Genomic DNA, 20,589 nt, shown 5'->3' with positions numbered 1-20,589 from the left:
AAAATCATCTTTGCGAAACGATTGCTGGGCCAGCAGCTGAGGGATCAGTGGCGCTTTTTATTTTAATTAATTTTAGTATGTGAAGTGTTACACTTAAAACTAAATCAGGTTAGTGGAAGAAGTGGTTCATTATTTTTATTACTCAGTAGACCAATACTGTGCAATAAATATCTTTATTTTTAGGTGACTGTGTGAAAGAATGTATTTAAGATTTTTTTAAATATTTTCCAATTAAAAATAAAAGTACGCATGCTATAATAATTCAAATGAGTACACTATATAATCTACTATTTCACAATACTTGGAAGGTATTGGGCAATTTAGTTAGACGTAATGATTAAACTACATCTTGGAATAAACGAATCATTTGTCATAGGAGAGAGTTAATGATAATAGAAAATAAAGAACAAAATTCACAGATTTTCCGCCAATTTTTTAGTCAGTTAGGGACCTTTATAGAAGACGATCAAACAGAATCTGATTTTGTCCGGGTAATGTTTGAAAATTTGATAGAAAAAGCGCCTATTGGTATTTATATTTTAGAAGAAGGCTCTATTTCATATGTTAATAGCTATTATTCGGATCTCTTGGGATATACAAAAGCAGAACTAACACAAGGTCTTGTATCTCTTAAACAAATAATTCATCCTGAAGATTATCCAACGATTCAAAATAGAATCGAATGCAGAAAAAAAGGTGATAACAAGGTAGCGAGATATCGTATACGAAAAATTAATAAACAAGGGAAGCTAATATACACTGAAATTCAAAGCTTTATGGATGTCATTGGTGATAAGATGGTACTCTTTGGCAGTGTGACAGATATAACGGAACAATACAACGCCCAACAACTGCTGCAAGAGAGCAATGAAAAATACAAATCCCTTTTTGAAAGTAGTCCAGATGCCATGTATTCAATAGATGAAAACGGAATTTTGATTGATGTTAATCCGGCAGCTGAACTGCTTACAGGATATTCAAATGAGGAAATGAAGGGAATGCCTTTCATGCCCCTTGTTGCACCGGAGGATTTACCAGAAGCTATTAAACATTTTGAAAGTGCTAAAGTTGGGGAACCGAGCAGTGGAGAGTTGGTTCTTATCCGACAAGATAAACAAAAGATTCATATAGAAACAACCCATTTTCCTATGAAGGTAAATGGCGAAATTGTTGGTACCTATGGAACAGCAAGGGACATCACGAGAAAAAAAATATACGATGAGAAAATGAAGGAACTCGCTTTTTATGACCCGCTTACCAGATTACCAAACCGTAAGTTATTTGAAGATCGGTTAGAGCAAATTATTAATCTTTCACAGAAAGACGAGAAATTATTTTCTGTTATTTTTCTAGATTTAGATCGGTTTAAGTTTATAAATGATTCTATGGGTCATCATATCGGAGATGAATTTTTAAAGCTGGTGGCAGAAAGATTAAAACAAACTATAAGGAATACAGATACGTTAAGCCGATTAGCAGGGGATGAATTCACCATTCTAGTACCTGAAATTACTAAAGAGGAAGTAATTATTATGGTTGAGCGAATCATCCAACATTTAGCTGAACCCTTCCATGTGTCTGGACATTGGTTAAGTGTGTCGGCAAGCATTGGAATTGCATTCAGCACGGGAATCAATGTTAGCGTTTCCGAAGTAATTCGTCATGCGGATACTGCAATGTACCAAACAAAGAAATCTAGGCGGAGTAAATATACAATTTACTCTAAGGAAATGGAAGTGGAAACTTTATATAAATTAACAATTGAAAGGGATTTAACCCTTGCACTTAAAAACAATGAGTTGGAATTGTATTATCAGCCGATTATGGACTTGGAAAGTGAAAAAGTGATTGCAATGGAAGCGCTGGTTCGTTGGCACCACCCAGTGCTTGGAATGGTTCCCCCAAATGATTTTATTCGTGTAGCAGAGGAATGTGGGCAAATTATTCCTATTGGGATTTGGGTTCTAGAAACTGCATGCATACAAAATAAGAAGTGGCAGGATTCCGGAATGACTCCATTTAAAGTAGCAGTTAATGTTTCTACTAAACAACTGCAACAATATGACTTTGTTGACACCGTTAAAAACCTGTTGATTAAAACCGGGATGGAGCCGAAATGGCTTGAACTCGAAGTAACTGAGAGTATTCTAATTGATAATGTTGAGGAAATAAAAGAAAGTTTAACGATACTGAGAGGAATTGGCGTATCGATTTCCATTGATGACTTTGGTACTGGCTATACTTCTTTAAGCTATCTCCGACAATATCCTTTTGACACAGTGAAAATCGATAAAAGTTTTATTGATGACATTAGTCGGGATTTAAATGGGAAAAGGATTACATCCGCAATTATATCTCTGGCACATAGTTTAAACATGAATGTAGTTGCGGAAGGTATCGAAGGTGAATTAGAACTACTATTTTTAAAGAGAGAGAAGTGCGACGCAGGGCAAGGCTATTACTTTAATAAGCCGATGTCAGTTCATACACTGCCGATTGACTTGTTTGAAAATAAGAAGCTGTACTAAAGTGAGCTGCACAGTACAAGGATACTTGTAACCAAAATAATAATGAAAAAAGGCGATCACTTTAAAAGTGGTCGCCTTTCGTGTTTGACCAATACTTGCAATAAATAGTTTCATTTTTGTGGGCTTTATAAAAGAATGTACTAGTAAAGTTGTAGTACTTTTTTAGGGTTCCCAGTGGTAAAATACAACAAATAAAATTAAGTATGTTTTTTAATGTTGGAAGTAATAGAAACAGATCGTTTAATTTTAAACCTTATGAATTAAGTGGTGCACCTAGAGCCCAAGAATTCGATGAAGATGTTGCACAAACTACTTTTTTAGCTTATTCATATACTGAAAAATAGCTTGAAATTGGGTTAAGGTCCATATAAAACTTAATGAAAATGGCGAAGCTTATCTTTTCGTAGTAGTTTTTATTTAAGTTCCTCAAAACCAAACTCCACCATTTTCTTTTAGGCTTTGGTGCCTTATTCCTCCCCAAATACTCTTTATCTATCCAATAGGCTAACTACCCTTTATTATGGTTTTTATCAACACGGATTGTCATTGTCCCCATTACCTTACTGTTCACTTTCTTAATTGTATATGGGCTCCAGTAATGATTAAGAACACAGCTTCAGGTAGAGTAATGAAAAAATTAGCTTGAACTATGAGAAAAGCTAAAACAGGACATTTTAAGATGGATGATGTTTATGTATATGATCTTTTAAAAAACAAATAATAAGTAATTAAGCGAAAGGGTGCTTGAACTGTATAACAGGGATTGTCGTAACGGCTACTCCTATCGCTTTTTTGCTAACAAAGCAGGACAATGAAGGAAGGTTGATGAATTGAGGCGGGATATGAAACCATCTGGCTTTCATTATAGGAATGCATTCTATTATTACTAAGAAGCACTTCTAATTTATTAAGAATAGAATATTAGAATTTGTGCCCTATTATTGTATAATAGTCGTCAGACTTAAGTGTTGGGCGTGTATAACCCTTTATTTATCAAGGGGTACGGTTAGATTTGAGAGCTATCCCTTTATTGTTGATTGCTTATTAATCGTATACGTCTTCTTAACTAGTATTTTAAAAGGGGTGAAATAAAAAATGAGCTTTAAAGGAAAGGTGTTTTTTTCCGTTCCTTTTGTCTTTATTACAATAGGATTAATCACCTATGAATTATATATAAATAACCCTAAAGAAGCTATTTTACATGGTATTGTAGGTACTCTTGCTACTATTTTAAGTTGGATCTTGGGGGCAAAATATGATGAATCTAAATATTATGCTCAAAAACTACTTGAAAAGAGCGAAGAATTAGACACTATTTTTGAAAACTCATCCATTTTTACTTGGATAAATGATTCTATTAATAAAAAGGTAACGACATCCAAAGGTATTCAAAAAGTATTAGGATATACCTCGAAAGATTTTGAAGAAAATTATGAATTTGGATTTTCACGTACTTTCCCTGATGATGAAGAAAAGATTCAAAAACTGCTGTCAGGTGAAATTCATCAATGCGAATGGAAATTTATAAGAAAAGATGGGGAGGTTAGGTGGTTAGAATCTCGAGGAATACCTTCACTTGATTCATCAAATAGAGTAGAAAAAGTAAAAGGAGTTACAATTGATATTACAGAACGAAAAATAATTGAAGAAAAATATTCTCAAAGAAATAAAGAATTAGTTAGTCTTTTTGAAAATGATGACTCTTTTATTTGGTCTAGTGATTTAATTGAACAAAAAGTGACAGTTTCAAAAGGAATTGAAAATATCTTTGGGTTCTCTGCGAAAGAATTTGAAGAGGATTATGAACTTTGGATTTCACGAACTTATCCAGATGATATTGATATCGTTCAAACATTCTATACTAATTTAAAATCAGGAAAACCCGCTCATAGTAAATGGAGGTTTATCCGAAGTGATGGGGAGGCAAGGTGGTTAGAAGCCCGTGGAAATCCTATTTTGGAATCTGATGAAAAACCGATTAAGTTAATCGGTGTAGCTTACGATATAACAGAAGAACAAAGAAGTGAAGAAAAAATTAGATACTTGGCATTTCATGATACGCTGACTGGCTTACCCAACCGTTATATGTTAATTAAGACACTAAAAAAAGCTTTAGATCGTTGTAAACGAAGTAACAAAAACGTAGCAGTTCTGTTTTTAGATTTAGACCGATTTAAATTTATCAATGATACAAAAGGTCATAACTCAGGAGATGTCCTGCTTAAGGAAGTGGGAAAAAGATTAGTGAAATGTGTACGAGAAGGCGATTTGATAGCACGTCAAGGTGGAGATGAATTTATTATTTTACTTGAAGATATTAAAGAATCACAGCTCAAAGAACTATCTCAGCGAATTATTGATTCATTTATACAGCCATTCATTTTAGATAAAGAAGAGTTTTTTATTTCAACAAGCATTGGAATTAGTTTATACCCACAAGATGGGGATGATTCTGAAAAATTAATTAAACATGCTGATATTGCTATGTATTGGGCTAAAAAACGTGGAAAAAATAACTATCAATTTTATTTTAATGAACCAGAAGATATTCTTTATAGAAAAGTAAAATTAGAACAAGGACTTCGAAATGCTTTAAATAATAGTGAGTTTGTACTTCATTATCAACCACAAATGGAACTAGATAAAGGAGAATGTATAGGCGTTGAAGCTTTAATTCGTTGGAACCATCCCGAATTTGGTATGGTTCCTCCTTTTGAATTTATCCCAATTGCAGAAGAAACAGGAGTGATTGTTCAAATTGGGGAATGGGTGATTGATGAAGCGTGTAAACAAATGAAATTATGGTATGAGAAAGGTTTTGTTCCATTTAGAATAGCTGTCAATGTTTCCGCTATACAATTTCTTGATAAGAATTTCTTTAAGGTTGTAGAACGAATACTCAATAAACACCAGTTGGCACCAGAGTTCCTAGAGTTGGAGATAACAGAGAGTATCATGCAAAACATAAAAGAATCTTCTACTTTAATTAGTCAACTAAAAGAACTTGGAGTTAAAATGACTATTGATGATTTTGGTACAGGGTATTCTTCTTTAAATGTTTTAAATCGATTATCCATTGATTATGTCAAGATTGATAAGTCATTCGTAGATGAAGTTTCTACAAACTCAAATATAGCATCTTTAGTTAAAACGATGATTGATATGGGTACAAATTTAAAATTTGAATTAATTGCAGAGGGTATTGAAAATGAACAACAAGTTAATTTTCTTATTCAAAATGGTTGTCGTTTCGGTCAAGGGTATTTTTATAGTGCCCCCTTACCATTAACGGAAGTAGAAGAATTTTTAAAAACAAATAAGTAGCCTAAGACCTTAACATTCGTGTTAAGGTTTTTTCTATTCATGAGTTCATCGTCCTTTATTTATACCCTTGCTCAAGAAAAGATGCTTATTTTGAAAAGAACAATAACAAAAAGAGAAGTCATTAGCTGCGTAATACTAACTAAAATGCACTTCATTATAGACGATCACTTTTTAAGGTGATCGTTTTGTCGTATTTGACTCAATCTGTACCGCAAAGGTTTTCATTTTTAGAGGACTTTGTGAAGTAATGTACTAATAATTTATCAGAGGAGGAATGTTGAAGAAACCATGTTATATTAGAAGTAAAGATAAAGCAATTGAATTTTTATATGGGAGAATATCTTATGGGGAAAATAAAGACTTGGGCGAAAAGATTAAACAACTAATCTTTGTACTTTATTTAGCATATAAAGATGAAAGAGTATCTTGGTATGCTAAAATATTTACGGCTTGTGTGGTAGCGTATGCGGTTAGTCCAATTGATTTGATACCTGATTTCATACCAATACTTGGTTACTTAGATGATATTATTATTGTTCCATTAGGAATAATGTTCGCATTAAAGTTGATACCAAGTGAAGTAATATTAGAATGTGAAGTTAAAGCTGAAGAAATGTTGAAAAATGGTAAACCGAAGAATTGGGTGGTAGGTTCACTTATCATTCTTACTTGGGGCGTAATTATCTTTTGGGTTATTAAAAATTTTTATCAGTTACTTAGTTGAATCAATTTCATAATTACTTTTTTACTGACCAAGTTGGATTAGTAGCTGCTTTTGTTGAAGTAAAGGTCACTAAAAAGAAAAGTAGCTCTGTACACACAGGGCTACTTTTGTAATATCCCATCATTTATTTTAGTGGATTAATTCTCATTAGTCTCATCGCGTTTAATACGACAAGCACAGCTGCTAATACATCGGCTAATGCAACAAATAGTAATGATGCAAAGCCAGGAACGATGAGGATCATGGTTATAAAATTAATTCCATTTGAAAACCAAATGTTTTGTTTAATATTCCGAAGTGTTGCACGGCTAAGACGAACGGTATATGGAAGTTTTGTTAAATCATCGGCCATGAGTGCAATATCAGCTGTTTCAAGTGCAGCATCCGTTCCAGCTACACCCATTGCAATTCCTAAGTTGGACGTAGCAAGTGCAGGTGCATCATTGATTCCGTCACCAACCATGGCAATTTTACCGTACTTCTTCTGAAGTGCTTTAACCGCCTTTACCTTATCTTCTGGAAGTAACTCTGCATGAAACTCATCAACGCCAATTTCTTGAGCGATTGCTTGGGCTGTTGCATGATTATCACCAGTCAGCATAATTGTACGTTCGATTCCAGCTTCTTTTAAGCGAATAATCGCATCTTTACTTAAATCACGTACCTTATCCGCAACAGCAATCAACCCAATGATTTTATCCTCTGTTCCTAAAATCATGACGGTCTTTCCTTCTTGTTGCAATTGTTTAATATCATCTTGAACCAAACTTAAATTTGTGCCTAATTCAGCGAATAGACGGGGGTTTCCAATATAATAGCCAGTCCCGTTTACCTTTCCTTTGGCACCTTTTCCAGTAATAGCCGAGAAATCATCTGCTTCAGGTAACACAACCTTATCACGCTCTGCCTTACGGACAATTGCAGCTGCCAACGGGTGCTCAGAGTGTTTCTCTAGGCTTGCGGCAATGGCTAAAAATTCATATTCGGATGTCCCGTTCATAGGTAAGATATTCGTCACTTCAGGACGACCAATGGTTAGTGTACCAGTTTTATCGAAAGCAATGGCTTTGATGGCTCCAGCTTCCTCAAGGAATACACCACCCTTAATTAAAACACCATTATTAGCCGCGTTCCCAATTGCTGAAATAATTGAAACAGGGCTTGAAATGACAAGAGCGCACGGACATGCAGCAATGAGAAGCGCTAATCCTCTATAAATCCAATCTGCCCAGATTCCTCCAAAGAACAGTGGAGGAACAACAGTAATTAAAATGGCAAGTGCAATAACGATTGGTGTATACACTTTTGCAAATCGATCAATATATTCTTGGCTTTTTGCTCTTTGTCCTTGGGCTTCTTGGACAAGATGAATAATTTTAGCCAAAGTGGTATCTTCTACGCGTTTCGTTACTTTTGCTTGAATCGATCCTTGCTGGTTAATCGTACCGGCAAAGACTTCATTACCTACTTCCTTTTCAACAGGCATGGATTCACCTGTGATTGCGGCTTGGTTAATGGAAGATGAACCCTTAATAATGATTCCATCCATCGCAATTTTTTCACCTGGTTTTACAATCATGACATCATCAACTTGAATCTCTTCAACAGCTAGTCGTATTTCTTCTCCATTTCTGATAATGGTCGCTTCTTTTGGAGCAAGGCCCATTAACGCTTTTATTGTATTACGAGCCTTTTCCAATGTGTAAACAGACAGTGTATTGCTAAGTGAGAAGAAGATAACCACTAAAGCACCTTCTATCCATTCACCAATTGCAACGGCACCAATAACGGCAATTGTCATGAGAACATTCATGTCGAAATTCAACTTTTTTAAACCGTATAAAGCACTACGGGCTGTTTTATACCCACCGATGATAATAGATAGAGCTAATAAAGCAACTTCTGTTGTGTCATAGCCAGCTAATCCCAATAGCCAACCTGCAAGAAACAATGTAGCCGAAAGACCTGTGATAATAGAGTCTTTGTGGGCTTGAATGAATGGCTTTTGCTCTTGCTCTTCCTCTTTCACACCCATAGGTTTTGCGGTAACGCCTTCTTTTTCAGCTTCTTTTATGACCTTTTCATGTGGTACATCACCTTCAACGATTAAATTAGATGCACCAAAGTTAATGGTCACTTTAATCGTGCCTGGTAATTCAGCTACTCTCTGCTCCACCTGAGCAGCACATCCTGCTCAGTGAAGGCCTGATAACAAGTAAGTTGTACGTGGTGTAGACAGTTTCTTCTCTGTTGTTGACATAGACGTTTCCCCTCCAATCAGGTTCAAACTAAAAAAATATATAGTGAAATTACTTTATTCTGTTCTCTCTCGGAAGCCAATATGATTTTCACAACAAGCAATGTCATTTTCCACGTCCGCAAGAACTGTATCGAACATAGTTAGTAGTTCTCGAACTTGTTGGTTTCTTAAACTGTAATATATATATTTTCCTTCTTGCCTCCCAACAATTAGCCCACATCCCTTCAAACAAGCTAAATGTTGAGAGATATTCGATTGATTTCCGTTTAAACTTTTAACGATCTCTGTAACGGTCTTTTCTTCATCTCTAATACATTCCAGAATTTGAATTCTCACTTTATGTGCAAAGCCTTGTAAAAACTTTACCTTCATATCAATACCAGCTTTTAACATGGATTATCCTCCATTCATATTAGACATTTCTAATGTGTTTTGATATTCTCATATTAGCAATACCTAATATGTGTGTCAAACTTAAGAAGTGCTATTATGCAAGTATTTGAATTTTACCAGTGTAAAAGGTTAGTCAAATGCTTTATTCGTGAGGAGTGGTTTATATATTTAAAAAAGTAATTTTAACAACTTCCATACTAATGGTGTTATTGTCACAGCATATTTTTGCACATAGCTACCTAACCGAGTCAAACCCAACTGATGGTGAGGTCATAAAAGAACGCCTTCAGCAATTAACATTAACTTTCTCAACAGAGATTGAACAAACAAGTGTGGTTGAAGTGTCACATTTAGATGGATCCAATGTTCCTTTAGGGAAAATTGAAATTGACGGTAATGAAATAGGGACTACATTTCTGCAACCACTAGAGAATGGTAGTTATAAAGTTCAATGGAAAATCGTTGGGGCAGATGGGCATCCAATAGAAGGGGAGTTTTCGTTTACTGTAGATGCGCCAATTGAAGAAACACCAAAGGAAGAAAAAACTGAAGAAAGCTCTGATGAAGAGAATCAAGGTACAATAGAAGATAAAGTTTCAAATGATGGAAAAGAAGAAAATACACAAACAGAACAGAGTATACCGACATACATTTTCCCCTCAATTGTGGTAGCTTTAGCATTGGTTGGAATTGGTTGCTTGTGGTGGTTAATGAGGAGGAAATAATAGATGATGATTGTAGGCGTTGTAAGTGAAACCTTATTATACCTATGCTTTTCATTCCTTCTGGGTAGTTTTATTTTGCATTTAGTTCCTAATTCATATCGTCCAGGGATCAACGTTCCAAAGAAATTTTCACTTCTATCAATTAAAGGAATTGCAATTTTATCGTTTAATCCTGCCCTTCAAGTTATTCTTGCTTTCTATGAAGATATTGGACTTGGATTAACGATAAAGTCTGTATTATACACATTTGAAGTAGGACAAGCATGAATCATTACCTTTATCTTGTCTAATATTCTGTTTATATATGTCATGTTGTTCGATTTAAAAAAGAAGTCCACTTATTCATATATTGGTATATGTTTTGGATTGGCTCTGATTATCCCGTTAGGTTGGTCAAGCCACGCAAGTTCGCTAAGGGAAGTGTCTGGATTTATAACACACACTATTCATTTTCTAGCAGTAAGTGTTTGGATCGGTATTTTGTTGGTGATAAGTTGGTTTTCAACAAGTAAAGAAAACTGGCTTACATTTTTAAAGTGGTTTACACCTGTTGCTATTACCTGTTTTCTTATTACTATAGGTACAGGGTTATTTTTAATGACCTTAGTCGTAGATTTTAAGGATTATACAGATGCATGGATGCTATCATATGGACAAGCTCTATTAATTAAGCATTTACTTATCATTCCATTACTTGCCTTTGCTTTTATCAATAGTGTTTTGATGAGAAAGCGACTGAGTAAAGATAAGGAATTCAATCCGAAACCATGGATTAAAGCTGAAAGTATTATACTTCTATTCATCTTTTCAGCTACCGCAGCTTTAGGACAACAGTCACCGCCACACGATATAGAGACTGCTCTCGCCACAAGTGGACCAGCAAGGTTATTTGATCTTCTTTATCAAGGGCAGATCGAACGTGGTCTAAATGTTGTTTTATCATTTAATAGTATAAGTAATAGTTTATTAGGGTTGGCCGTCTTATTTTTGGCAATGACTATATTGTCCTTTGTAAAAAAAGCACCTACGGCTATATCCTTTATTATGAGTATTTTTATGGTGCTAACTTTCTATCTAGCAATTATGTTAAGTGTGATTTTGAATTGATTTAAATATATGTAGAGGTGCTATGATGAAACAAAAACAGAAACAAAAAGGATCACCATTAAAAACTGTTGTCTTTCTAACTTTAATTATTTTTGCTATTTTATCAGTTTTACTTGTCGTAAACAGTATGAAATCAGATTCTAATAAAAATAAAACGACCTTTGAAAAACAACCGCCAATTGACGGGCAACCAGTCTTAGGTGATGTTAATGCACCAGTTACAGTTGTAGAATTTGGTGACTTTAAATGTCCTGCTTGTAAAGCGTGGGGTGAATCTATATATCCACAATTAATTAATGACTATGTAAATACAGGAAATGTGAAGTTTGCTTATATTAATGTATTATTTCACGGTGAACAATCGAAGCTAGGTTCTCTTGCAGCTGAATCAGTCTATAAACAAAGTCCAGAAAGCTATTGGTCGTTCCATAAAGAACTATTTAAAGCGCAACCTAGTGATGATCACCATGCATTATGGATAACAAATGATAAAATTGTAGAAATAGCAAGTGCCTTTCCTGACATTGATCTCCAACAACTTCAAGAGGATATAACTAATCAAACGGAGTTAGAAGAATTAAATAAAGATACAAAATTAGTAGAAGAGTATAATGTTCAGCTAACACCGACCATTATGGTGAATGGAATTATGCTTGAAGATCCATTTGATTATGAAAAGATTAAAAGTCTTATAGAAAACGAATTAGAAGGTAAATAGCTATGACAAAAGTTAGACAGTATTTCCTTTACTTTGCCTGGGTTATATCTCTAATTGCCACTTTAGGAAGTCTTTACTTTAGTGAAATACGTGGATTTATACCATGTGAACTATGTTGGTACCAACGGATTTTGATGTATCCACTAGTACTAATACTTGGTATTGGAACGTTTCAGAATGACTCATCTGTAAAAAGATTTGTTTTACCAATGGCCATTATTGGTTGGTGTATTTCTTTCTTTCATTATCTCCAACAAAAGGTGCCTGGATTTGCAGAAATCAAGCCTTGTAAAAGTGGTGTACCTTGTAGTGCTGAATATATTAACTGGCTTGGCTTTATCACGATCCCATTTTTAGCTTTTACTGCTTTTTCATTGATTATAGTATTGATGTTAATAAACAAGAAACAACATTAATTTGAGGCAATCCCTTAGGGGGGGGGGCCTTTTTTTGTTGGGTTTTTTATGTGAAAAATCATCACGTGCATCAAAATAGATTGACCCGTCTTTCCGAACCTCAGCATAAAATACATAAGAAAGTGTCAAATAAGATTGTATACACAAGTAAATTAATTTTGTGGTAGATACAGAAAAGGCATGACTAAGAAGTAGAAAACAATGAAATACTATCCAAAAAGGAGACGGGAGATGTTGCGTGTTGATTACAAAAGAACACGTATTGATGACAGAAGAGCAAGGAAAGAGGTTAAATGAAATATTAGAAGAACAGGAAAAAGTTGTTTCCATGTGGATGGACTATTGGAAGGACTTTTCCAATGTAGGTACGATCCCATTTTGGATCATTTTTTTATTGTTAATTATCCCTCTTGTTGTTATATACTTTAAAATTGACAGAACTAGAATTTTCCAAATAGGATTTTATGGTTTTAATATACATACATGGTTTACATATTCAGATGCTATTGCCATGAGAACAGGCTTTGTTTATTATCCGTTTCAGGTTATCCCTATTATGCCGGTTAATTTTGCTTTAGATGCTTCATTTGTTCCTGTTACATTTATGCTGGTATATCAGTGGTGTATCAACAAAAATAAGAATGTATTTCTTTATGGGGTGCTGACGAGTGCATTGTTCTCTTTTTTCCTTAAGCCATTAATGGCTGCATGGGATTTAATTCATCTTGATAAAGGTATGAATTATTTTTATCTATTTCTTAATTATCTCTTAATCCTTACTTTGGCGATATTAATAACAAAGTTATTTATCTACTTAAATCACCATCCAAAGGTGAGAAAACACCTATGAAATAGTTCTATAAACGGTCGAGTGAATAGAATTTGAAAAGATCAACTTTTAAAAATGAAGAACAGATTATCTAAGATATCGAAGAACGTTATGAAAACCCAACACCTAAGATGATTGATCGAGGAATAAGAGCTTGGATCAGGAAGAGAGAAGATGCTCGAAGCTAGAGAAGTCGAGTCTGGTATTTGATTTATCCGTAATTACTTAACGAAGGATTTAGTCATGCGTGAGGAAAGGTATTTGTTCCAGAAGGAAGGCCATGACTATAATTGAAGATAAAGGCTTGATGCATGTCCATGATCAGCCAGGCAGTATAAGGTAAATGGTGGATTCCCTTATATTACGGTTATCGATCACCCTCACTTGATCAATATCCTCTGAGGCAAAATCGCTCTAAAATAGTTTGGATATCATCTTCCAATATGTTTAAGATTAAAAAGGCTGCTGAGCAATTAGTAGCTTTTTTTATTAATGAATCTGATTATGTGAAATGTTACACTTATACTAACCTGATAGTAGAAGAAGCAAGTAGGAGATGTGTAGTAGACATATACTGCATAGTAAATGGAGATAGAGGGAAAAATTTCCCTTAATTCATAAATAGCATTTAAAATAAAGTAAATAGAGGGAGAAATTTCTCTTATTTGACTAGAATACTTGAAAATAGCCAGATTTGCTCTATATAAGGGTAAAAACTCCCCCTATTTACCTCAAAACTAGCTCTAATCTGCAATTAACGGAAAAATCTCCTCTTATTTATTTATGCTAGGTAAGGCCATGACTTTTTATTTAAAGAAAGTAGGATGAAGTCGGGGTTCTTATTTTGTTAGAGCCATACCTTACTTTATGAAATAACGCACTTAAACTAACGGATTGCGTTTCTACAATTAGTGGAAACGCTCTTTCACTAACCGAAGCATTTAGTAAGAAGGAGATTGACAATTACTTATTGAAATTAGAAGTAACTAATAGTGAGGTGAGTTTGATGAAAAAATTACTTATTATTCTAGCATTCTTAATAATTATTACTGGAACAATGACAAAGCATCTTCTTTGCCGGATTCAATTGCAGTAGAACAATTAGAAAAAAAAGTCCATGATTTAACAGAAGAAATTGAAAAAACAGAAAAAGAGTTAGAAAAGCTACATGATATTGAAAGTTTATACAATTACCAAGTGACTGAAGGCCCTTATATTAATATGTATAGTTCAAAACTTCTTTATGATTTACAGAATAATGACGTGGAAAGTTTGAATGAACGTTCACATGAAGAATTTCGGTTCGAAGAAAAAAATGGGGAAATATACGCTATAACACTAGGAAATGAAAGGAAAATAACTTACAACGATGATAATTATATTATAAAAAGGTGGTTTATCGAAGGGGTATCGTTCAAACAAAATGGTAATGAGGTTGAAGTAACAATTCGCCCACATTATGTTGATCAAAATGGTGATTCTGTTCAGGAAGACAGATACTTCAAACTTTATTTTATAAAATTAAAGGAAGATTGGTACCTAAAAGATATATCCTTTTAAATAATCTTTTGTCATTGGATTAAATATTATAAAGAAATTGTGAAAGAAACCACTTAAGTAACGAGCCGATTGTTTAATAAATTTGTTATGATGGGAATAAAATCTTAACTATTATTAGGAGATAAAATGTTAAAAAAAATTAAGGATTGGGCAAGGAATTTAAAACGGCAGATATATATTCTTTACTGTGCTTATAAACATCCAAGTGTACCTTGGTATGCAAAACTATTTACGGCTTGTGTTGTAGCTTATGCATTCAGTCCGATTGACCTAATACCTGATTTTATACCCATTCTTGGCTACTTAGATGATTTAATTCTCGTTCCATTAGGGATAATGATTGGGCTAAAGATGATACCAAAGAGTGTAATATCTGACTGTGAAGTTAAGGCAGAAGAAATGATGAAAAACGGTAAGCCGAAGAATTGGATAGTCGGTTCAATAATAGTATTGATTTGGGGATTAATAGTGATTTGGGCTCTTATAAAAATTTATAGGTTATTAAGCTAACCTGATCCTTATATTTACTAAGGAGTGTTAGGGGGAAATAGATGAAAAAGATTTTGTTTTTTACTGCGATATTGCTATTCATTTTTTCAGGATGCCAATCAAATGAGCTAAGTCAAGGGAATGAATCACCTTCTATTACAAAACAAAACAACATTCCTGAATATGTTCAATCACCAGAAGACGTTGTAAATATGCACGGAGATATTACAAACATAGATAAGTTCTTTGCATTTATAGAAAATGTAAAACAAGGTTTTGAAGATAAGATTAGAGTTGTAACGTACACTGAAGAAGGAGACCCAATGCTGCATGACCTTAAATATGACGGTGAAGTAATTCAATCAACCACAGATACAAGAAGGGATACATTTGGTTCTGGTAACATAAACACAGCAATTTGCAGATCAATAGATATTAAAGAGAACGAAGAAAGAACTGATTACGATTTGACAGGTTGTGACAAAACCAATAGAGATAATAGTATTTTAGTAATTTGGAAATGAAGCATGGAATGAGTTATTGTACATCGTATTCAACTATATATAACTGTTTTATTGTTTTACTGATATATACAAAGTTAGCAGTAAAAAGGTTTACTTCAGTAAAATAGTGTAAAGTATATTTATTGAATAGAATCTCTTTAAGACAAGAAAAGTAGGTGAACAAAGTGGGAAAATACCAATTGGATACCAAAGGTAAGGTAGCTGTGACAAAGTTTCATGAAAAACAGAAGCCTGCAAAATTTGATAAAAAGCAGCAGCTTGAAAAAATACGTGCGGAGTATTTGAAAAAGAAGCAAAAACAAACAGAAAAATAATATGAATGAAAACATAGGAAGACTAAAATCTCCCTATGTTTTTATGTGCTAAAGTATTATTAGGTTAAGGAGTGATAGTAATGGGCTTAAATTTCATTTTCCATTTTATCACAAATATAATTTCTACTTTTTTTCAAAATGGTATTTGGGTAGTTGGCTTTTTTTACTTATTACTGAGAACATTTGAGAGCGATAGACTTAAACAGTTTTCTAAAACCGTTATAAAAGTTGTTTTGGCGATATTATTTGTTTATTCAGTAATAGTAAGTATATAAATTCTTCTGCCTGTATGGGGACGGTTGTTCAAGATGAGCAGTCGCTTTTTCACTAACAAAACGAATTACAATAAATAGATAAAAGGTAAAATAATGAGAATTAGGGGGAGAAGAAGACACAATGATGGATTTTTTTATAGTAACAGCACTTTATATCAATCCAATTTTATGTATCTTTTTAACGTTCAAATTTGTTCAGTTACTAAAGCAAATTAAACATGGAGAAGATAACACTCAATTGAATACTTTTTGGGTTGCTATTACTTTGGCAGTAATTGTTGCCTCCCTTACATGGACTATATTTTATTTGTTAGAGTAGAGTTGAAGTATTCCTTTTAATACTTGTAGCTAAAATGGTGATGCATTTTACTGGTATGTTTTGTACTAATTTCATGCTTTATTTTTACCTAACGGTGGCTTGATAAAATAAGAGGATATGAAACTTAAATGAAAAACTGAGAAGTTATTCTTACTGTACTGTGAATGGTTTAATAAATATAAAATGAGGAGGAGTTCGATTGGATTTTATACTGTTAGTTATCGTAATAATTATTTTATTTATCTCAATAATCAAGATGACTGTTCTGGAAAAGTTAAAAACTAAATCTACCACAGAAGAAATCAAACAAAATGTCACTTTCATTTTTTGGGGAATCCCTATAATTTTTGCTTTGGTCTTTATTCCGTATCAGGTCTGGGCTTTAACTGGTAAGTTAAATGATTGGGGTGGAGTGTATATTTTAGGAGGAACGGCTCTATTAACAATAATTATCACTTTTACGTTATATTATACGAGAAAGATAAAATTAAACTTTTAGACGATTTAATGATTGAATTCTGAAGAACAAGAGCTACTTCTTAACAGGAGGAAGAAAGATGAAAATTTATGTGGATGCAGATGCTTGTCCGGTAAAAGATATTATAATATCGGAAGCAAGGAATTTAGAAATTCCGGTTATCCTTGTTACAAGCTTTTCTCATTTTTCTAATGCAGAACAGCCATCAGGAGTGGAAACCATTTATGTAGATGCTGGAGCAGATGCTGCAGATTATCGGATTGTAAAGTTAGCTGAAAAAGGAGATATTATTGTGACGCAAGATTATGGTCTTGCATCGCTAGGGTTAGCAAAAGGAATGATTGTCCTCCACCATAAGGGATTTAGTTATACAAATGAAAATATTGACCAATTATTGCAAACACGCTATTTAAGTGCAATGGCTCGAAAAAGCGGACAGCGAACAAAGGGACCAAAACCTTTTACAGCAGAAGATCGGGAGCAATTTAGGGAACTTTTTAAACAGGTTATTTCTAGTGAAAATTAGGCTTGAACTCAGAGATTCTGAAAGGAGATAAATATTTTGAAGTACATAAAATCGCAAATGCAACAACTAATTAAGGAAAACAAAGAACTGCATACACGCTTTAAAGAACTGAAGGCGGAACATGGTCTTGAAAAAAACAATGCCCTCAAGGCCTTGTACCATTCAGAAGTTGCCGATGGAGGAAAGTACCAGGTAGCATATCAAGCACTTGATAAGCCTAAAAAGTAAACTCTTTTCTTTTGTTTTTACTTTACTAAAACTTCGTTATAAATATTGATGGTTATTAGGGATTTAAGTTAAAGGGGTGAATGTTCTCATTTTGATAACATGTAACAGTCTGAATAACCAGATATAATGAGATAACTCAATATTCTGAAATCATTGGCTATTTAATCCGTAAATGTAGTTATAACCAAAAGAAATAGATTTTTGTAGAAAAAGAGAACTATCGAAATCTGCTTCTTTACAAATTAAGGGGGAACCGATTTGTACGATAGTGTTATGTCTACAATTTATAGTATTTTAGTTTTTTGGGTAGTGTTTCTTGTGTTTCAAAGAATCAACACTCGTTATCCAAAGAGTAATCCATGGAAAAAAGACATTTTACTCACTTTTATCCAAAGTGTAATTATTGTTTTATTAGTGCTTCCGATTTTAGCTCTTTTCATAAATTAGGCTCTGTAAACTTTTTCGATTATTGATATAATTTCGCCTTTACTTACAAAAAAGATTGATAAGCATTTTATATTGAATTTTAACAAAGAGGAGATACATGAATGACTATCAAAATAGTTAAAAGAGATTCAGCTCATATTATAGGAATGAAGATAGAAACATTGTTGAAAGATACACGAGAACAAATGATTATTCCAAAACTCCAACAATCTTTTAATAAAAGACTGAAAGAGGTTAATGGTGCAATTGATCTTCCGATTACCTATGGAATTTTCATTGATCCTCCAAATTACAATCCTGCCCAAGATCCATTTATATGGATAGCTGGTGTTGAATGTAGTGTTGATTCAGAACCACCAGTCGGTATGATTTCTTATACACTTCCTAAAGCAACATATGCTGTTCTAGAATATCAAGGAGACATTGATAATGCCAGTGTTGCTTATAATGAGTTGTATGAATGGATAAAAGATTCAGACTATGAACAAGAAGGTTTATATGGATTCGAGATGTACTCGACAGTACATTCTTCCTTGGATCGAAGAAAGGCAGAGTTTTTGCTGCTTTTCCCAATTAGACTTAAAAATAGCAATTAAATACAAGATGATTCACTTCGAGTTTCTTTATAATGACATCGATCCTTTTGGCTATGAAGTATTTTACTTAAAGTAACGAGAGCGTTTACTGAACAAGAAGCAGTCGCTATGTTACAAACGGAGGCAAAATATTGAGACTGTTTTGGGTTATTTCTTTTATTCTTTTTGGTGCGATTTTGTTTGGACTTAGAGTTGATAACATTGGCAATTTAGGTAATGTGATCTTAAATATAATAGGGGTTGGCTTTATGTTAATGTCCGTTTTTATTGGAAATGGAAAAAGAAAAAACAAAAGTATTTAAGCTGACAGGAGACATCGATCCAAAAAGGGTTTAGGTTTAATTAAAAAAGAGAGAAATAGTTCAGTCTTAACGAAGGCTGAATTTTTTTATTTTAGATACGGTTTCAAGAGGTAGCAGACTTTCATGTGCCCATAACCAAGTCTTTAGTAGTAGCTTTTTTTTACATTCAATTTCTATTGATTTAGAAAACACTTCAATAATGAGCTAAAGGTTTATGGAAAAACAAGGGAATAAATCACGAGTATACCTTGTATCACGATGTACATCGTGATACAATACTAATTACAAAAATAGGAAATTGGGTGAGGGAATGGACAAGGAAATGTTAAAAGGAAGTATTGATCTTCTTTTGTTATCGCTTATTAACCAGAAAGATCTTTATGGGTATGAAATTACTAGGTTACTAAAACAGCTTAGTGGCGATCACTATGAAATGAGTGAAGGGACTCTCTATCCTGCATTAAAACGTTTAGAGAGAAAAGGGTGGATTGAGTCGTATTGGTTAGAGACTCCTTCAGGGAGAAGAAAGTATTACAAAATTACAGATTCCGGTTCAGAGGAATTAGGGAAAAAACAAAAGGATTGGAAACTCATTGAGAATTTAGTACAAAAAAGCTCGGAGGGTCTTATATGAAATCGAAATTAGAACGGTATGTGGAAAATATTGTCCATCATACAGAAAGTTCTAAGAAAGAAAAAGAGGACTTATATGAGGAACTACTTATACATCTACAGATTTCTCGCGATTACTTAATTGAGGCAGAGGGTTTAACATCAGACGAGGCAGAGGAAAGGGCCATGCAGCTATTTGGCCAAGAAGGGGAAATTGGCAGTCAAATTCAACAAGCACTTTTTCCATATCGAAAGGAGTTAATGCTCACTTTATCAATATCCTCGATTATTGCTACAATCAGCATTTATTTATTAAGTCTTTTTGTTGAAGGGGATGCCTATATTGGATGGCTTTGTTATTCGATGGTTCTGAGTTCCATGCTATTGTTTCTTCCATTAAATCAGCATTTTCACATAAATAAGAAGTTTTGGATCAATGGTTTGTTGATCTTTCATACTCTGGGGCATTTATACGGCTGGTTAATTGTTGGCCAGTTAGATCATTCGGGAAATGTCGGCTTGACGATTTGGGTATGGTTAAACATCGCTCTAAGCATTGTTCTTGTTTATTGGATAACAACCTATGATTACGGTTCTAATGAAAAGTATATGAAGTTACTACATGGATTAAATATTGCGAGTGGAATTATCGTTATCGGGATTTCACTATTTCTAATCATTGGCGGACTAATTATGATTGGTGAATTTCATTTCATGATGGTTGTGTTTGCTTGTCCAATTGCCGTTTGGACGGCTCTGTATATGGCGCAAGTAAAATTGGCGAAGAGAAATAAAAAAGCTGCATTTGTACTGGGGATGATACCTATTGTAGCTTGTATTATCATTTTTGTATTGATGTATGGACCAGTCCGCTACTAATAACAGTAGCCTTTAG

Annotated in this window: 22 protein-coding genes and 2 pseudogenes; 22 read left to right on the top strand and 2 right to left on the bottom strand. The window is 33.8% G+C overall.

The features are described from left to right. Window positions 1-386 precede the first annotated feature (386 nt). From BK579_RS21910 to BK579_RS21900, 3 genes are all read left to right on the top strand, one after another. Complete coding sequence (locus tag BK579_RS21910) at window positions 387-2,528, top strand: sensor domain-containing protein (protein WP_078549219.1); 2,142 nt, start codon at window positions 387-389, stop codon at window positions 2,526-2,528. Between the two features lie 1,095 nt (window positions 2,529-3,623). Continuing rightward, a complete protein-coding gene (locus BK579_RS21905) occupies window positions 3,624-5,852 on the top strand; it encodes a sensor domain-containing protein (RefSeq protein WP_078549218.1) in 2,229 nt (742 codons plus the stop codon). Between the two features lie 274 nt (window positions 5,853-6,126). Beyond that, on the top strand, window positions 6,127-6,576 hold the full coding sequence (locus BK579_RS21900) for a YkvA family protein (protein ID WP_078549216.1): 450 nt from the start codon (window positions 6,127-6,129) through the stop codon (window positions 6,574-6,576). A 124-nt stretch (window positions 6,577-6,700) separates the two neighbouring features. On the opposite strand, the pseudogene BK579_RS21895 reads toward BK579_RS21900, so the two are convergent. Both BK579_RS21895 and BK579_RS21890 read right to left on the bottom strand, forming a co-directional pair. After that, window positions 6,701-8,770, bottom strand: a pseudogene (locus BK579_RS21895) (heavy metal translocating P-type ATPase); the annotation flags it as partial. 120 nt (window positions 8,771-8,890) lie between these two features. Further along, window positions 8,891-9,229, bottom strand: coding sequence for an ArsR/SmtB family transcription factor (locus BK579_RS21890; protein ID WP_078549213.1), 339 nt, complete (start codon window positions 9,227-9,229; stop codon window positions 8,891-8,893). A 209-nt stretch (window positions 9,230-9,438) separates the two neighbouring features. On the opposite strand from BK579_RS21890, the gene BK579_RS21885 reads away from it, so the two are divergent. The 19 genes and pseudogenes from BK579_RS21885 to BK579_RS21800 all read left to right on the top strand — a co-directional run bounded on the left by BK579_RS21885 (window position 9,439) and on the right by BK579_RS21800 (window position 20,573). Next, window positions 9,439-9,954 carry a copper resistance CopC family protein gene (locus tag BK579_RS21885; RefSeq protein ID WP_204524750.1) on the top strand — a complete coding sequence of 172 codons (516 nt, stop codon included), beginning with the start codon at window positions 9,439-9,441 and terminating at the stop codon, window positions 9,952-9,954. Window positions 9,955-9,957: 3 nt separating this feature from the next. Next, window positions 9,958-10,221, top strand: a complete 264-nt coding sequence (locus BK579_RS26560) for a hypothetical protein (RefSeq protein WP_235848510.1) — start codon at window positions 9,958-9,960, stop codon at window positions 10,219-10,221. Window positions 10,222-10,440: 219 nt separating this feature from the next. After that, a complete protein-coding gene (locus BK579_RS26555; RefSeq protein ID WP_235848509.1) occupies window positions 10,441-11,061 on the top strand; it encodes a copper resistance D family protein in 621 nt (206 codons plus the stop codon). A 25-nt stretch (window positions 11,062-11,086) separates the two neighbouring features. Further along, a complete protein-coding gene (locus BK579_RS21875) occupies window positions 11,087-11,779 on the top strand; it encodes a DsbA family protein (RefSeq protein WP_078549209.1) in 693 nt (230 codons plus the stop codon). Window positions 11,780-11,781: 2 nt separating this feature from the next. Then, entirely contained in the window at window positions 11,782-12,195 is a 414-nt protein-coding gene (locus BK579_RS21870; RefSeq protein ID WP_078549207.1) for a disulfide oxidoreductase, read from the top strand. 241 nt (window positions 12,196-12,436) lie between these two features. Continuing rightward, window positions 12,437-13,045 (top strand): CBO0543 family protein, encoded by a 609-nt coding sequence (locus BK579_RS21865; protein WP_235848508.1) that lies wholly within the window; start codon window positions 12,437-12,439, stop codon window positions 13,043-13,045. A 74-nt stretch (window positions 13,046-13,119) separates the two neighbouring features. Next, a pseudogene (locus BK579_RS27135) lies at window positions 13,120-13,417 on the top strand (SpoVR family protein); the annotation flags it as partial. A gap of 681 nt (window positions 13,418-14,098) precedes the next feature. Then, entirely contained in the window at window positions 14,099-14,584 is a 486-nt protein-coding gene (locus BK579_RS21860; protein ID WP_078549205.1) for a hypothetical protein, read from the top strand. 126 nt (window positions 14,585-14,710) lie between these two features. Beyond that, window positions 14,711-15,094 (top strand): YkvA family protein, encoded by a 384-nt coding sequence (locus BK579_RS21855; RefSeq protein WP_078549203.1) that lies wholly within the window; start codon window positions 14,711-14,713, stop codon window positions 15,092-15,094. Between the two features lie 41 nt (window positions 15,095-15,135). After that, window positions 15,136-15,597, top strand: coding sequence for a DUF4362 domain-containing protein (locus tag BK579_RS21850; protein WP_078549201.1), 462 nt, complete (start codon window positions 15,136-15,138; stop codon window positions 15,595-15,597). A gap of 179 nt (window positions 15,598-15,776) precedes the next feature. Then, on the top strand, window positions 15,777-15,911 hold the full coding sequence (locus BK579_RS26840) for a hypothetical protein (RefSeq protein ID WP_268876567.1): 135 nt from the start codon (window positions 15,777-15,779) through the stop codon (window positions 15,909-15,911). A gap of 793 nt (window positions 15,912-16,704) precedes the next feature. Further along, the gene (locus BK579_RS21835) at window positions 16,705-17,004 is read left to right on the top strand and encodes a hypothetical protein (RefSeq protein ID WP_078549196.1); all 300 of its coding nucleotides are present in this window, start codon (window positions 16,705-16,707) and stop codon (window positions 17,002-17,004) included. 58 nt (window positions 17,005-17,062) lie between these two features. After that, entirely contained in the window at window positions 17,063-17,509 is a 447-nt protein-coding gene (locus BK579_RS21830) for a YaiI/YqxD family protein (protein ID WP_078549194.1), read from the top strand. Window positions 17,510-17,545: 36 nt separating this feature from the next. Then, the gene (locus BK579_RS21825; protein WP_078549192.1) at window positions 17,546-17,737 is read left to right on the top strand and encodes a hypothetical protein; all 192 of its coding nucleotides are present in this window, start codon (window positions 17,546-17,548) and stop codon (window positions 17,735-17,737) included. A gap of 258 nt (window positions 17,738-17,995) precedes the next feature. After that, window positions 17,996-18,184, top strand: a complete 189-nt coding sequence (locus BK579_RS21820) for a hypothetical protein (RefSeq protein ID WP_078549190.1) — start codon at window positions 17,996-17,998, stop codon at window positions 18,182-18,184. A 101-nt stretch (window positions 18,185-18,285) separates the two neighbouring features. After that, a complete protein-coding gene (locus tag BK579_RS21815) occupies window positions 18,286-18,780 on the top strand; it encodes a GyrI-like domain-containing protein (RefSeq protein WP_078549188.1) in 495 nt (164 codons plus the stop codon). Between the two features lie 131 nt (window positions 18,781-18,911). Then, window positions 18,912-19,082: a serine kinase gene (locus BK579_RS21810; RefSeq protein WP_078549186.1), complete on the top strand. Its 171-nt coding sequence runs from the start codon at window positions 18,912-18,914 to the stop codon at window positions 19,080-19,082. 310 nt (window positions 19,083-19,392) lie between these two features. Further along, entirely contained in the window at window positions 19,393-19,716 is a 324-nt protein-coding gene (locus BK579_RS21805; RefSeq protein WP_078549185.1) for a PadR family transcriptional regulator, read from the top strand. Then, on the top strand, window positions 19,713-20,573 hold the full coding sequence (locus BK579_RS21800) for a permease prefix domain 1-containing protein (RefSeq protein WP_078549183.1): 861 nt from the start codon (window positions 19,713-19,715) through the stop codon (window positions 20,571-20,573). The genes BK579_RS21805 and BK579_RS21800 overlap by 4 nt, the downstream gene beginning before the upstream one ends. Window positions 20,574-20,589 lie beyond the last annotated feature (16 nt).

Origin of the sequence: Litchfieldia alkalitelluris (assembly GCF_002019645.1) — a bacterium.
In the GTDB taxonomy this organism is placed as follows: Bacteria; Bacillota; Bacilli; order Bacillales; family Bacillaceae_L; genus Litchfieldia; species Litchfieldia alkalitelluris.
This window is presented reverse-complemented; position numbering and strand designations above follow the sequence as displayed.